We start from the raw sequence: 14827 nt of genomic DNA, 5'->3' as shown, positions 1-14827 counted from the left end.
AGTCTATTGTAGTATAACGTCGTACTGCTCTTGACTGTATAAAGGCTCCACTTGCAACTTGATAGTCTTGCCAATAAAGTTTTCAAGGTCCGCTAGACTTTGGCTTTCTTCATCAAGGAAGAGATCAATAACACCTTGTGACGCTAATACTAAATAACCGTTAGCATCATACGCACGGGCTTCTCTTAAAAGCTCTCGAAAGATCTCATAGCAAATGGTTTCCGCAGTTTTAATAGTGCCGCGACCGTCACAGTGATGACAGGGTTCACAAATCATTTGCCCCAAGCTTTCTCGGGTACGTTTGCGCGTCATTTCAACCAAACCCAACTCCGATACTTGGGAGATTTTGGTTTTCGCGTGATCTTTTTCTAATACTTTTTCTAGCATCCGAAGGACTTGACGCTGATGCTCCACATCCTCCATATCGATAAAATCTAGAATGATAATACCGCCAAGATTACGCAGTCTTAATTGACGACCAATGACGGTGGCTGCTTCAAGGTTAGTTTTGAAAATGGTTTCTTCTAAATTACGATGACCAACAAACCCACCCGTATTCACATCAATGGTGGTCATGGCTTCAGTTTGATCAATAATCAGGTAGCCCCCTGATTTTAATTGGACTTTGCGCTCAAGCGCCTTTTGAATTTCATCTTCAACCGCATACAAATCGAAAATGGGACGTTCGCCAGGATAATACTCCAATTTATTCTCGACTTCCGGCACGAACGATTGCGCAAATTCCTGCGCCTTTGAAAAGTTTTCACGACTATCAATTAATACTTTATCCACCTCAGGGCGAATAAAATCGCGGAATGTACGTAAATGCAGCGGTAACTCTTCGTAAATCACACTTGGAGCGTCCGCAGATTTCATACGCTCCTGAACTTTACCCCAAACGCGCTGCAAGTAGCGGGTATCCATAAGAATTTCATCTTCTCCGGCACCTTCAGCAGCAGTACGAAGAATAAAACCGCACTCATCACTTAAACCTTCCGCTTCCATACAGGACAACACTAATTTCCGTAGGCGATCACGCTCCCCCTCGTCTTCAATTCGTTGGCTGATTCCTACATGCTGAGAGTACGGCATAAATACGAGATAACGGGAGGGAATTGAAAGATGCGTCGTAAGTCGCGCCCCTTTGGTACCTATGGGATCTTTTGTCACTTGCACTACAAGGCTTTGGCCCTCATGCACCAAACTAGTGATAGCATCCGGCTGGCGCTTGGCTGCCTCACTATCTTTCGCCGGACCATGAATATCTGCTGCGTGTATAAAAGCGGCGCGCTCTAAACCTACGTCAACAAATGCAGCTTGCATACCGGGCAAGACACGCACGACTTTACCTTTGTAGATATTGCCAACGATACCGCGACGGTTACTGCGTTCGATACTAACTTCCTGCAATACCCCGTTTTCCACAAGACCCATTCGAGTCTCTGTGGGGGTTACATTTAATAAGATTTCCGTATTCATGGTCACTACTCTACCCAGCTAACTGGGTCATAAAATCAAGTTTGCCAATAAGGCACACTAAAACTGTCTAGCATGGCGGCTACCGTCTCAAGCGGCAATCCCACCACGTTACTAAAACTTCCGTGGATACGCTCGACCAATACGGCACCCATACCCTGAATACCATACGAACCTGCTTTGTCCATAGGCTCTTCAGTGGCCACGTAGGCCTCTATTTGTGCGGCTGTTAACGTCTTAAAGGTCACCCTAGTGGCAACATAACGTACATCGAGCCGCGTACCTTGACGAATCGCAACGCCACTAAATACCTCATGACTACGCCCGGATAGTCTTGTTAACATGGCGATAGCGGCTTCCTTGCTTTGCGGCTTACCCAAAATTTCATCGTCAACAACAACACATGTATCACTGCCCAACACAGGTCGCTCTTGCTCATGGCAAGCTTCAGCCTTCTCTCTAGCCAAACGCACGACATAGTCTTTAGCGCTTTCGTTTGCCAAAACGGTTTCATCAATGTCAACAGGCCTTATAGCAATATTGACCCCTATTTGCTGTAATAATTCTTTTCGACGGGGTGATGCGGACGCCAATATCAGATCTGCCATTGCTACGCCCTAAAGAACTGTCGTATAGCAAATAGCAAGTTGTACCAAAGCGGCCAAATAAGAGCACTCCCCACACTGGGCCATAACAAAGCTGTCTTACGATCAACCCCCATCAGGGATTCGATCCAGAAACTCATTAAAAGATATAAGCCAACCATGACGAATACCATAAAGCTTTGCTGTAACGGGTTATAAATACGCATTCTTGATTGCATTAAAGCGCATAAATACCCCAGCACGCTTAGCGCTAGAGCACTTTGCCCCAATAGCTGGCCATGAAGCACATCAAAAAGTAACCCCATAAAAAAGCCAAGGAAGATGCCAGCGCGACCAGGGCTTAGTACACACCAAAAAATAAGAGTCATGGCGACCCATTCGGGGCGAATGAAGTCAATCAAACGCGGAAAGGGTAAAACCGACAGGACGAACGCTAAAAAGAAGGTAGGCAAAATGACAGCATAGGCGTTCATTACAGACCCTCCGATTCGATAGTGGGCAAACGACTTTCAGCAGAGAACACCATCAGCAGATAGCGCGAACGATCCAAGAATGCGGTAGGTTTGGCTCGTACGATAGCAAATGGCTCTCCAGGGTCGTGTTCAACTTTGGTGATTTCGGCCACAGGGTAGCCCTTGGGGTATCGACTGCCTAAGCCTGAACTGACTAACAAATCGCCTTTTCGAATATCTGCCGTATCTGGCACATAAACCAAAGCCAATTCGTCTAATTTTCCGGTCCCGACAACAATACTGCGCAGACCATTACGATTAACTTGAACCGGAATGGCATGATTGCTATCGGCCAGTAACAGAACACGACTGGTATAAGGCAATACTTCAATCACCTGCCCCATCAGACCTTGCGCATCTAAGATTGGCTGCCCCACAAAAACCCCTTGTTCTGAGCCTTTGTTTAAAATCACCTCATGAGTATAAGGATCTGGGTCAACACCTATGAGCTCAGCAACGAGTACATCATCGTCCAATTGCTCGGACGCATTAAGCAGTTCGCGCAATCGATTATTTTCTGCTCGCAACGAGACCATTTGTTGCACTTTCTGCTTTAAAACCAAGGCTTCATTTTTTAAGCGTCGATTTTCATCTAAAAGCTCGGTGCGAGATACCGTAGATTCCTCCGCCCACAACCCCAATTGCATTGGTAAACCGGCAACCCAGTGAACGGGAGTGACAAAAAAGCCGAGGGCGTTACGCAAGTGAACGGTAGGCGCAAGATGCCTATCCGCGAGCAATAAAACCAAGCAGATGAATGCCGACAAAATAAGACGATAGCCTAACGTCGGACCAGACGAGAAAATACCTTTAATGGGGAACTCCTTTCAAAAACAGCGATGCAGTTAGTGAAAGCCAAACGGAATCGCTCAGCCAATAGCTGAGCGAAAAATGACCCATGGCTTAATATTCAGAAGCCAAAAGTTCCAGTTGTTGATCGGTCATAGTCTCAAGCGCACGACCGCCACCGCGAGCAACACAGGTCAAAGGATCATCGGCCAAGATAACCGGTAAACCGGTTTCTTCACTCAACAATCTATCCAAATGATGCAGTAATGCGCCACCACCAGTCAGCACTAAGCCTCGCTCAGCGATATCCGAAGCCAATTCGGGAGGGCACTGCTCAAGAGCGCTTTTCACGGCTTGAACAATAGCGGCTAGTGATTCTTGCAGAGCTTCAAGAATTTCGTTGGAATTCAAAGTGAATGAACGAGGAATACCTTCTGCTAAATTACGACCACGGACATCAATTTCACGAACTTCTGTACCCGGATAGGCGGTACCAATCTCTTGCTTGATACGCTCAGCCGTGGCTTCACCGATCAAGGAACCATAATTACGACGCACATAGGTAACGATGGATTCATCGAACTTGTCACCACCTACTTTTACCGACTCGCTGTAGACCACACCATTTAAAGAGATAATCGCGATTTCTGTCGTACCACCACCGATGTCAACCACCATTGAACCACTAGCATCTTCAACTGGCAGACCTGCGCCAATGGCCGCAGCCATAGGTTCTTCAATCAAATATACTTTGCGCGCACCCGCACCAATACAAGATTCGCGAATGGCTTTACGCTCAACTTGCGTAGACATACATGGAACACATACCAAAACACGAGGGCTTGGAGTCCAAAATGAAGATTCATGCACTTTTTTAATAAAATGCTGAAGCATTTTTTCAGTTACTTGGAAATCTGCTATAACACCATCGCGTAACGGACGGATAGCTTGAATATTACCTGGGGTACGGCCAAGCATACGCTTTGCGTCATGACCAACAGCCGCCACGGACTTCTGATTACCTTGTGTCCGAACCGCTACAACGGATGGTTCGTTCAGAGTAATGCCTTTTTCGCGTTCATAAATCAGGGTGTTAGCGGTTCCCAAGTCAATAGAAAGGTCACTTGAGAACATCCCTCTTAGTTTTTTAAACATCCGTCAAATCCAAAGATGATATAAATATTATTTTGGGCCTTAGACTATCAACCACGGGGTTTTTGAGCAAGGCACAAATATGTTAAGTTACGTCTTTTTCCAAGCTTACATTAAAGCAGAGAGACATTTCATGGCGCTCGATAGCAAAGATGTGAAAAACATCGCAAATCTGGCTCGTTTGGCACTGGACGATCAACAGATCGAACAATATCGCACGGACCTTAGTAACATTCTTGATCTAGTCGAACAAATGAATGCCGTCGATACCGGCGATGTTCAACCTTTGGCTCACCCAACTGATGCAGTACAACGACTGCGTGCAGACGTTGTTACCGAGTCTAACCAACGAGAGAAATACATGGCCAATGCACCTGCGCAAGAGCAAGGCCTATTTCTCGTTCCCAAAGTTGTTGAATAAGTGATCATTTGTCATGCATAACCTAACCCTAGCTGAAATTTCAAAAGGCTTAGAAACCGGTGAATTCACCAGCGTCGAAGTCACACAACATTTTCTTGATCGCATAAAACAACTGGATCAAGGAGAAAATGGCCTAAATAGTTTTATTACCGTATGCGAAGAGCAAGCGCTAGCCGATGCAAAAGCCGCTGATGAACGTCGAGCGGCAGGTAATGCCACTCCATGGACTGGCGTCCCTTTCGCACACAAGGACATTTTTTGTACAGATGGTGTTCTCACCACCTGCGCAAGCAAAATGCTCAGCAACTTTGTTCCTCCCTATGACGCCACCATTGTCGAAAAGTTTAAACAGCAAGGTGCCGTTTGTTTAGGTAAGACCAATATGGACGAATTTGCCATGGGCTCCTCTAACGAAAGCTCGTTCTTTGGTGAAGTTAAAAACCCATGGAACCAAAAAGCCATTCCAGGCGGTTCTTCCGGTGGTAGCGCTGCGGCCGTGGCGGCCCGTTTAGCACCTGCCGCAACCGGTACGGATACAGGTGGTTCTATTCGTCAACCATCAGCATTGACCAACCTAACCGGCTTGAAACCCACCTATGGTCGCTGCTCCCGTTGGGGCATGATCGCGTTTGCCTCTTCGCTAGACCAAGCGGGTCCGATGGCGCAAACCGCTGAAGACGCAGCAATGATGCTCAATGTAATGGCTGGCTTTGATGAAAAAGACAGCACCAGTGTTGAGCAACCAGACACTGACTTCACCGCTAACCTTAATGACGATATTAAAGGCAAGGTCATTGGTTTACCCAAAGAGTTTTTCCCTGAAAGCCTTGATGGGGAAATGGCCAGCAAAATGCGCGAAGCCATTGCGGAATTTGAAAAACTGGGCTGTACCGTTAAAGAAATCGACCTGCCAAGTACCGATCTTGCTATTCCTGCTTATTATGTTGTGGCGCCTGCCGAGTGCAGTGCCAACCTGTCACGTATGGATGGTGTTCGCTTTGGCTATCGCTGCAATGATCCAAAAGACGTTGAAGATTTATATAAGCGCAGTCGTGGAGAAGGTTTTGGCGACGAAGTTAAACGCCGCATCATGGTAGGTACTTTCGCACTTTCAACGGGTTTTTATGATGCCTATTATGTTAAAGCACAAAAAATTCGCCGCTTAATAAAAAACGATTTTGTTAAAGCGTTTGAAGACGTGGATTACATCATGGGACCAACGACACCGAGCCCTGCGTTTAACATTGGCGAGAAAAACGACGACCCTGTTTCCATGTATATGGAAGACAAATTTACCCTTTCTTGTAACCTTGCCGGCTTACCTGGCATGTCGATTCCGGCAGGTCAAATTAATGGTCTACCGGTTGGTTTACAAATCATGGGTAACTATTGGGATGAGGCTGGCATGTTAAACATGGCGCATCAATTCCAACAGGTAACAGAGCATCACAAGCAAAGCCCAGACGGCTTTTAATTCAGGGTCAAAAAGAGGAATTCACCATTATGGAATGGGAAGTAGTGATTGGCCTTGAGATTCATGCTCAATTGGCCACGAAATCAAAAATCTTTTCAGGTTCGAGCACCGAGTTTGGTGCCGAGCCAAATACACAGGCATCACTCGTAGACTTAGGTTTACCGGGTGTTTTACCTGTATTCAATGAAGAAGCACTGCGCATGGCAGTGAAATTCGGCTTAGCGATCGATGCAGAAATCGGCAAGGTGTCTGTGTTCGACCGTAAAAACTATTTTTACCCAGATTCACCCAAGGGCTATCAAACCACTCAGCTGCATCACCCTATTGTTGGTATGGGTCATATTGATATCGACCTTGAAGATGGCACGACGAAACGCATCAATGTGACTCGCGCCCACCTTGAAGAAGACGCAGGTAAGTCATTGCACGAAGACTTTCATGGCATGTCCGGCATCGACTTAAACCGCGCTGGCACACCATTGATTGAAATCGTATCTGAACCAGAAATTCGCAGCGCTAAAGAAGCGGCAGCGTATTTCAAAAAGATGCACAGCATCGTAACGTATCTTGGTATTTGCGACGGCGATCTTTCACAAGGTTCTATGCGTTGTGACTGTAACGTATCTTTACGTCCAAAAGGCCAAGAAGAATTTGGTACTCGTACCGAAATCAAAAACGTCAATAGCTTCCGTTTTGTAGAGCAAGCCATTAACGTTGAAATTGAACGTCAAATGGACATCCTTGAAGACGGTGGCGAAATCGTTCAAGAGACCCGTCTTTTTGATCCAGTGAAAATGGAAACGCGCTCCATGCGCTCAAAAGAAGTAGAAAATGATTACCGCTACTTCCCATGTCCTGATCTATTGCCTGTGGTGATTGACGATGATTATATTCAGGCGATCAATGATTCTTTACCCGAACTACCGGATCAAAAAAAGCAACGCTTCATGGATGAGCACGGCTTAAGTGAATACGATGCCGGTGTGCTCAGTGCTACTCGCGCCATCGCCGATTACTTTGAAGCCGTGGCGGCAAAATGTGGCGACTTCAAGTTGGCCGCCAACTGGGTCATGGGTGAATTATCCGCTGCGTTAAATAAAAACGAAGTGGAAATTCAAGATAGCCCAATTAGCGCAAAGCAACTTGGTCAAATGCTGGTACGTATTAAAGACGATACGATTTCAGGTAAAGGCGGCAAGACGCTATTCCAAGCGCTTTGGGAACAGCAAGGCGATGACGTGGATGCCTTGATCGATAGCTTGGGTCTAAAACAAGTGACGGATACAGGTGCTATTGAAGCCATTGTTGAAGACGTCATTGCTAACAACCAAGCGCAAGTAGATCAGTATGTGAATGCTGAGCCAGATAAGCGCGGTAAAATGATTGGCTTCTTTGTCGGTCAAGTTATGAAAGCGTCCAAGGGTACAGCAAACCCTGGCATGGCCAACAAAATGCTGAAAGAGAAGCTAGACGCAAAATGCTAAGCGCATTTTAATAGCGAAATACAAAGCCGTTTTCGAGCAATCGAAAACGGCTTTTTTATTTCTAGAGTTTTTCGTAGCGATTAGGTTCCTGAATAGGGTAACGTTGCAGCTTTACTGGGCGGCACTCCAAAATAACGTTTAAACTCTCGACTGAATTGATTGGGACTTTCATAGCCCACATCAAACGCTGTTTGACTTGCACTTAATTTTTGCTGGACCAATAAATCTTTCGCTCGCACCAGTCGCAACTGCTTCAAATGCTGCAAAGGCGATACGCCCGTTACCTGCTTAAAGTAATGATGATAGGCGGAAACACTCATACCAGCGATGCTTGCCAAATCGTCAACGCTAATACGCTTCGTTAAGTTCGATTGCATATATTCAATTGAACGCGTCACCGCGGAGAATTTACTGTCAGCGGATACCCATTGCTTTAACGTATGATAGCCAGGTCCCGTTAATACTTGATAATAAAGTTGATTAACAAAACTTGGTCCAAGAATTTCCAACTGACAAGGATCCAGCATGGCTTCGGCAAGCTGAGATACCAAAACTGCGAGACGATCAGGCGTCGACATAGAATTAATCACATTAAGCTGCTCTGCCGCATCACTCTCTTGTTCGCCTCGGATCTTATGAGACTCCATGATATGAACTTGTCGAGATATTTCATCACGATTAAAGGCCACGTAAATGCCTACAACTGGCTCATCTGGCTGCGCGAGAGTCTCACACTCAACAGGCATAGTATTACTGAGCAATAAGTATGTTTGTGGCGATGTTGAAAACTCCTGCCCTGCGGCTTTACCGCGCTTACTACCCTGCAACACGAAAAATAGACCCGAGTCATACATGAGTGGACACGCTGACTGATATTGATCTAGCACATACAGCTTTACATGCGGCAACAAGGTGTCCACATAGCCCATCTTTTCCCCGCCAGCCGCTTCCAAAAGCTGCTCAATCAGCGTCTTATCGTACATTGTCTCTCACCTTCAAGCCTTGTGCATTATAGTAGTAAAAGGCAAGCTTTATGCAATAAAAATATCATAAATCCTAATATATAGCAGAATTAGGCAAGACTACTGGAGAATATGACCAGCGAATAGCCATTGACCTGCCCTACCATAGAGCTATCTGATCACGGGAGGTCATTATGAAAAACATCTTTATTATTAACGCACACACCTATTACCCATTTGCCGAGGGTAAGCTGAATAGTAGCCTGATTGAACGCATGTCAGAGCAACTCAAAAGCAAAGGCTATGACATTCGTCTACAACACGTGGAAGATGAATATTCGGTAGATGAACAGGTAGAACTGCACAAATGGGCCGATGTGGTCATTGTTCAAGCCCCAGTTAACTGGATGGGCATGCCATGGAAAATGAAAAAATACATGGATGAGGTTTATACCCAAGGCATGATGGGTGAATTAAGTGCAGGCGATGGTCGCTCAGAGCAAGCGCCAAAAGAAGGTTATGGCTCTGGCGGCTTGCTAACAGGTAAAAAATACATGCTTTCACTCACATTTAATGCACCAGCAGAGGCATTCGATGACAAGGCGCAATACTTATTTGAAGGCAAAAGCGTAGATGACTTGTTCTTCCCATCTCATATGAACTTCAAGTTCTTTGCCATGGAACCGCTACCGACGTTTGCATGCTATGACGTGATGAAGAACCCTGAAATCGAAAAAGATTTTGAACGCCTAACATCGCATATTAATGACATCTTTTAATCTTAGGCCGAGGTATCGATCATGAAATTAAAAGCTGGTGAAACATTTCCATCCATTACCGTGAAAGATTTAGCGGGTAACAATGTGAATCTTAATGGGATAGAAGCGGATCATTGCGACTGGAAGTTGGTCGTGGTGTATCGCGGACAACATTGCCCCATGTGTACACGCTATCTCAATATCCTAGCTCAATACCGAGATGCCTTATTGAATAACGGTGTTGATATGATTGCCGTGAGCGCGGATTCTAAAGAGCAATTGGAATCGCACCTAGCGCAACTGGATATCAATTTTCCGATAGCGTATGGGTTGACCTTAGAACAGATGCAGTCTTTAGGTCTGTATATTTCAGAACCGAGATCGGAAAAAGAAACCGATCATAACTTTGCAGAACCCGGGCTATTCGTTATCAATGAAAAAGGCACCATTCAGGTAATTGATATATCCAACAACCCCTTTGTACGTCCAGAGGTTGATAAGTTGGTTTCAGGTTTGCAATGGATTCGCAACCCGGAAAATGACTACCCTATTCGCGGTATGTATCGCTACTAACAAGATATCAGGAGCATGGAAGCTCTCTCATTCTAAATATTAGGTTTCCGCCAACTGCTGATTCAGCTGCTGCACTAAGCAATTCAATGTCTGCTTGTCTTGTTCTTTTAAATCGCAATGTTCAAGTACATGACCTGCTGTACGTAACACAGTCTCCCACCGTGGTTTCTTAGGTAAAGTTTGCAAAGACAAATATTTATCTAGGGTGCGTGTCTTTGCAGTACTGCCATCCATATAGACACGCCAAAGCTTACTGCTCTCAGCCAAGTGCGCTTTACTTTTACCTGTATAGATTTGCCATAAATTCAGACTTTCCCTGATTACATTCACCGCGAGTTCTCTGACATCCGCTACCGCTTGAGAAGTAGTTGGCTGTTCGATATTGAGAGCTTTTTGAACACCAATGATGACTTCTTCTTCAAGAATGGGTGTAAGCCAATAATCCACATTAGCAACTCGCATAAACTTAAGCAGCAGTGATTTTTGGAAAGCAGGCACCATTAAGATAACAGGTAAATCAGGAAACTCTTGGCGAATACGATTGTAGCGGTCAAATTGATCAAGGGTAAAGTCATGTAAATCGAGTATCCACAACTCTGGGCGGTGCCGCATATATTGTTCCGCATTCAATTGACCGTAAGACAATCGATAATCGTCTTTCAAAGTTTTTGCCACTAGTATGCCAGATCGACTCTCTAGCCAGATATTTGGGCCTAAGTTATTCCCTGTCATGTGCTCAATAGGGAGCTCTTCCCTACCCGCTTTAGGAATAGAGACACTCAATAAAAAGCGCTTTGCTTTTTGCTTGCTATCGAGGCTTAGACCTTGCATCGATAATGATGCCTTTAAGAAGTCCATATCTTCGCTGGTTTGCAGGTCTCCAGGCACCCTAAGAAAGCGATATTCAAATACAACGGCAGCATCCGATTCTTTAACCACTAGCTTACAAGGGCTGCCAAATCGTTCGATCATGCGGGCAAAGTAAAGCAAGCTATGGATAAATTCTTCGGCGGCTACTTTTACGTTCGAAGACTGAGCCTTTACCTCAATATTGATTCCACTTAGGTAATAATAATGCCGTACCTTTGCCAGTAGTTCGTCTAAAGGATATTGATCATCTAACTCACTCATTAGCATCGTACGTTCAGGTTGCTGGATATTCGATATCAACTCCGAAGATATGGCCTCGTAACCATTATTATCCAATGCGTGCTTCACTTGTGATAGGCATGACTCATACACATGACTAATGTCTTGAATACGATTTTTTATTTGAATACTGCGTTCATCTAATATGGTTTTCACATAGTGCATCAAACGATTTTCTTGTCGTCTCTGAAGCCATAATAGATAGCTTTGCATTATTATAAATGCCATTAAACCAAAGTGTGCGAGAGGCTGACTGTTAATCCAAAGGTGTGTATAGATATAATCATGAATGACAACCACAGCCAAAACAATAAAGCTGGATAAGAAAAGAATACTATAAGGTGTTTTATTACGAATCAGTAATACACAGGTTACAACAATATAGATAACTGAACATAGACCCATTGCTTGAGCCACAGGACCAAAGTACGTAAAAACATGCGCAGGAGCGAATAGCGTAATCAAAGAAATGACTAGGCTCATGATTGAAACAACATGGGCGAACCAGTGATTCCTTAATCGAAAAAAGGTTTGGAAATAATACAAAAACAAGGGTAACGCCATAAACAATAAAATATGTTCAATGCGTTGCAATATCACCCAATCAAGATCTGAAAGCCACGTATATGCAACACGATCACCAACCAAAACGCTACGAAAGGCGATGCACCAAATAAACGTTGAAAAAAACCAATGAACCTTATTCCAACTTCTCTGCAATCCAGATATGAGCAAAAAAATAGATAACGTCATTAACAGTGTAAACGTCATTATCGTGACAAACTTACGACTCTCTAACAGTTCATGGTGATGCGCATCCGTGGCTATTTGAATACTATGAAAAACACCCCCATCTTTATGATGAAAATTGCTGACATGTAAAATGATCTCGTATTCTTTAGCCGGCGGCAGTTTGATAACCTCTGGGCCAAACTTCGGGGATTCATTATCTTGCGTGCGCGCGACTTGACCGCGCTGAAACAGGTTTTGACCATTCACCCAAACAGAAATCGCGCTAGGGGCATCGGGAACAAGTAGATGATATGACTGCAATTTAGGTAGCACTGCGCGATGACGCAGAGTTGCAAACCCAAAGCGATCATAAGGACCCTGCTTATGCCATAAACCAGGCAAAACAATGCCATCATGAATGGTTTGTTGAAAATCGGTATGCAGTACGCGCCAATCCAATGCCCAAAACCCGTCTAATTCGACTGGGCCTTGCTCGAGTGCCTGAGCATCTATTACCGTCTCTGGTTTGGCCTGTAGGGAATTCATCAGAAAAAGGCAGCACACGAAAATCAATAGGTATTTCAATGGTTTCATGGGCCTTTTTTGTTTTTCATGATACCGATAGTTTTGCAACAACCAATACGTCTGAACCCGCCATTATTTTGCACCCAGCGCAACGGCTCTTTTTCACTGGTCTATACTAAGAACAATAAAATAAACACTTCGTTATAGCATTGAGGCTATGTTGCAAAAGCTAACCACTCACGCTGCCATTGGGTTTGTGCTCTTGGCAGCGTTTCAATATGTGTCAGCTCAACCTAATCCAGATAATGTCATGGACAGCGGTCTGTTTGATTTATCGCTCAATCAATTGGCAGACATACGAGTGAGTGTCGCATCAATGGACGATGAACGAATCGTTCTAACGCCCGCCATCACGACGTCATATTCCATACAAGACATGCGCTCATTAGGGTTCAGCAATCTCGAAGAAGTATTAAGTTTTGTGCCTGGGATCATGGTTCAAGACAGTGCCATAGGAACCAAAGCCATTATGATACGCGGCGTTGTAGAGGCATTTAATCAAAAAGTTCTGTTTCTTTTAGATGGCGTCCCCTATTGGCAGGCCAGCCATGGTGGTATTCCTTTACTCGGCTTACCACTCGAATACTTGGACCGCATTGAAATCATACGCGGCCCAGGTGCCGTATTTTATGGCAGTAATGCCTCTTCTGGAGTGGTAAATATCATTACAAATGACCACGCCCAGTCGAGCATGACAGCCTCTATCGGCGCCGACAACGGCATTGCAGGATATCATCACGCAAAATTAGGCAACGCCTCTATTTCCTTTGGATTTCATGAAGAAAAACAACAGGCTTTCTCTGCTGAGTTCAATAACCGTCCAGTTCCAAGCTTTTATCCATCAGACACACCGTCAGATACAGAGTTTGACAAGCAAACCCACAGTCGGTCCATTTGGTTGGAGTTGAACAACCAACATTGGCATTCCAGCATCCACTATTTTTCCAGTGAAAATGACGGTTTAGCAGCGTCCGCTTCCACAATTAACCAAAGCGAAATGCAATACACTGGAACGTTATTTCATATGGAATATCACCACGAGTATGCATTAGGAAAAGGAAACTCCTACTTCGACATTAACAATTACTATCTTGCAATCCCTACCGATAACTTAATCAGTTTTGGAGAGTCAGGTACTCAGGGGTTTGCTCATGGGGGGCATGATAATAATCGCTTCCGACTTGGACACCAGGTGAGTTCTGCTTTGAGCGACAGCTTCAACCTACTAAATGGTTTTGAAGTGGAACATCGAAGTACTGGGCAATATCGCAATACCGATGAAGCAGGCAACATCGCTTCCGTCTCAATGGCATCTCAATCAGTCAATGAGTATTCACTCTATTCACAAGTGGATAAACAGTGGAACAAAACACGTTTACTAGGTGGTTTCCGGTTTGTAAGCAATGAAACGTCTGGAGAAATATTCTTACCGCGGGTGTCATTAGTACAGAGTATCAGTAGCGAACAAAGTCTGAAACTGCTGTATTCGAGCGCGTTCAATAGCCCTACGTTTATCCAGCAGTACATCAACATCCCTCCAAACGTGGTCCAAGGTGACTCGACTTTAAAGCCAGAAGAAATTCGCACACTTGAAGCCGCTTATAGCATTCAAAACCAGCAGCATTTATTTGAAGTGAGCGTATATACACTTGAAACCGACAATTTCATATACCGCACAGTCAATCAAGGTGGTGCTGCGATATATGCCAATACAAGCAGTTTCACGCGCCAGGGCTTGGATATCAGTTATCGCTATGCACAAAAACAATACCAATGGTTTGCTAACAGTGCTTGGATCAAACAAGGGAACCAAACTCACGACGAAGATCCAACTGCGCTATTCGCACCCCGATGGACACTAAACATGGGGCTTCAATACATACACCGCCATTGGGATTATGGAATATCCTTGCGCCACATTAGCGAACGCGACACCGCAAAGTCTTTAAACATCGTCAATCTGCAAGCACAATATCAAATTGGATCGATCAGCTATCGCTTCATTGCTAAGAACCTGTTGTCAGCAGAAATGAAACATCCAGATATACAAAACTTTCAATCTGATCAACTGATCCAAAATGGCCCAGATTCAGCGCACTTTAACTTTCAAATTCGCTATCAATTCTGAAGTATGGTTTAGCCAAGCACTAAGTTA

General features: G+C 44.6%; 13 protein-coding genes. 6 read left to right on the top strand and 7 right to left on the bottom strand.

What is annotated here, in order from left to right; all coding sequences use genetic code 11:
- Nucleotides 1-3: 3 nt before the first annotated feature.
- From rng to HF888_RS03765, 5 genes are all read right to left on the bottom strand, one after another.
- Nucleotides 4-1479: a ribonuclease G gene (gene rng, locus HF888_RS03785; protein ID WP_007018968.1), complete on the bottom strand. Its 1476-nt coding sequence runs from the start codon at nt 1477-1479 to the stop codon at nt 4-6.
- 35 nt (nt 1480-1514) lie between these two features.
- Nucleotides 1515-2084, bottom strand: a complete 570-nt coding sequence (locus tag HF888_RS03780; protein WP_007018969.1) for a Maf family protein — start codon at nt 2082-2084, stop codon at nt 1515-1517.
- A 2-nt stretch (nt 2085-2086) separates the two neighbouring features.
- Entirely contained in the window at nt 2087-2554 is a 468-nt protein-coding gene (gene mreD, locus HF888_RS03775) for a rod shape-determining protein MreD (RefSeq protein WP_007018970.1), read from the bottom strand.
- Nucleotides 2554-3399 (bottom strand): rod shape-determining protein MreC, encoded by an 846-nt coding sequence (mreC, locus tag HF888_RS03770; RefSeq protein WP_040298185.1) that lies wholly within the window; start codon nt 3397-3399, stop codon nt 2554-2556. Before mreC ends, mreD begins: the two co-directional genes overlap by 1 nt.
- A gap of 97 nt (nt 3400-3496) precedes the next feature.
- Nucleotides 3497-4537, bottom strand: a complete 1041-nt coding sequence (locus tag HF888_RS03765) for a rod shape-determining protein (protein WP_007018972.1) — start codon at nt 4535-4537, stop codon at nt 3497-3499.
- Between the two features lie 130 nt (nt 4538-4667).
- Here HF888_RS03765 and gatC point away from each other — a divergent pair, with 130 nt between their 5' ends.
- Genes gatC through gatB form a run of 3 tightly spaced genes read left to right on the top strand, consistent with a single transcriptional unit; the run spans nt 4668 to nt 7913 of the window.
- Nucleotides 4668-4955, top strand: a complete 288-nt coding sequence (gene gatC, locus HF888_RS03760) for an Asp-tRNA(Asn)/Glu-tRNA(Gln) amidotransferase subunit GatC (RefSeq protein WP_007018973.1) — start codon at nt 4668-4670, stop codon at nt 4953-4955.
- 13 nt (nt 4956-4968) lie between these two features.
- Entirely contained in the window at nt 4969-6429 is a 1461-nt protein-coding gene (gene gatA / locus HF888_RS03755) for an Asp-tRNA(Asn)/Glu-tRNA(Gln) amidotransferase subunit GatA (RefSeq protein WP_168367037.1), read from the top strand.
- A gap of 29 nt (nt 6430-6458) precedes the next feature.
- On the top strand, nt 6459-7913 hold the full coding sequence (gene gatB, locus HF888_RS03750; RefSeq protein ID WP_168367036.1) for an Asp-tRNA(Asn)/Glu-tRNA(Gln) amidotransferase subunit GatB: 1455 nt from the start codon (nt 6459-6461) through the stop codon (nt 7911-7913).
- An 80-nt stretch (nt 7914-7993) separates the two neighbouring features.
- Here the strand turns inward: gatB and HF888_RS03745 are convergent, their stop codons facing one another.
- Nucleotides 7994-8896 (bottom strand): AraC family transcriptional regulator, encoded by a 903-nt coding sequence (locus tag HF888_RS03745; protein ID WP_007018893.1) that lies wholly within the window; start codon nt 8894-8896, stop codon nt 7994-7996.
- A gap of 173 nt (nt 8897-9069) precedes the next feature.
- On the opposite strand from HF888_RS03745, the gene HF888_RS03740 reads away from it, so the two are divergent.
- On the top strand, nt 9070-9654 hold the full coding sequence (locus tag HF888_RS03740; RefSeq protein WP_007018894.1) for an NAD(P)H-dependent oxidoreductase: 585 nt from the start codon (nt 9070-9072) through the stop codon (nt 9652-9654).
- Nucleotides 9655-9675: 21 nt separating this feature from the next.
- A complete protein-coding gene (locus HF888_RS03735; protein WP_007018895.1) occupies nt 9676-10206 on the top strand; it encodes a peroxiredoxin-like family protein in 531 nt (176 codons plus the stop codon).
- A 39-nt stretch (nt 10207-10245) separates the two neighbouring features.
- Here HF888_RS03735 and HF888_RS03730 read toward each other — a convergent pair whose 3' ends face one another.
- Nucleotides 10246-12633 carry a 7TM-DISM domain-containing protein gene (locus tag HF888_RS03730; protein WP_040298186.1) on the bottom strand — a complete coding sequence of 796 codons (2388 nt, stop codon included), beginning with the start codon at nt 12631-12633 and terminating at the stop codon, nt 10246-10248.
- A gap of 196 nt (nt 12634-12829) precedes the next feature.
- On the opposite strand from HF888_RS03730, the gene HF888_RS03725 reads away from it, so the two are divergent.
- Nucleotides 12830-14800, top strand: coding sequence for a TonB-dependent receptor plug domain-containing protein (locus tag HF888_RS03725; protein ID WP_007018897.1), 1971 nt, complete (start codon nt 12830-12832; stop codon nt 14798-14800).
- Nucleotides 14801-14827 lie beyond the last annotated feature (27 nt).

This window comes from Bermanella marisrubri, assembly GCF_012295615.1.
Taxonomy (GTDB): Bacteria; Pseudomonadota; Gammaproteobacteria; order Pseudomonadales; family Oceanobacteraceae; genus Bermanella; species Bermanella marisrubri.
The sequence above is the reverse complement of the archived record's forward strand: the minus strand, read 5'-3'. Positions and strand labels throughout refer to the sequence as shown.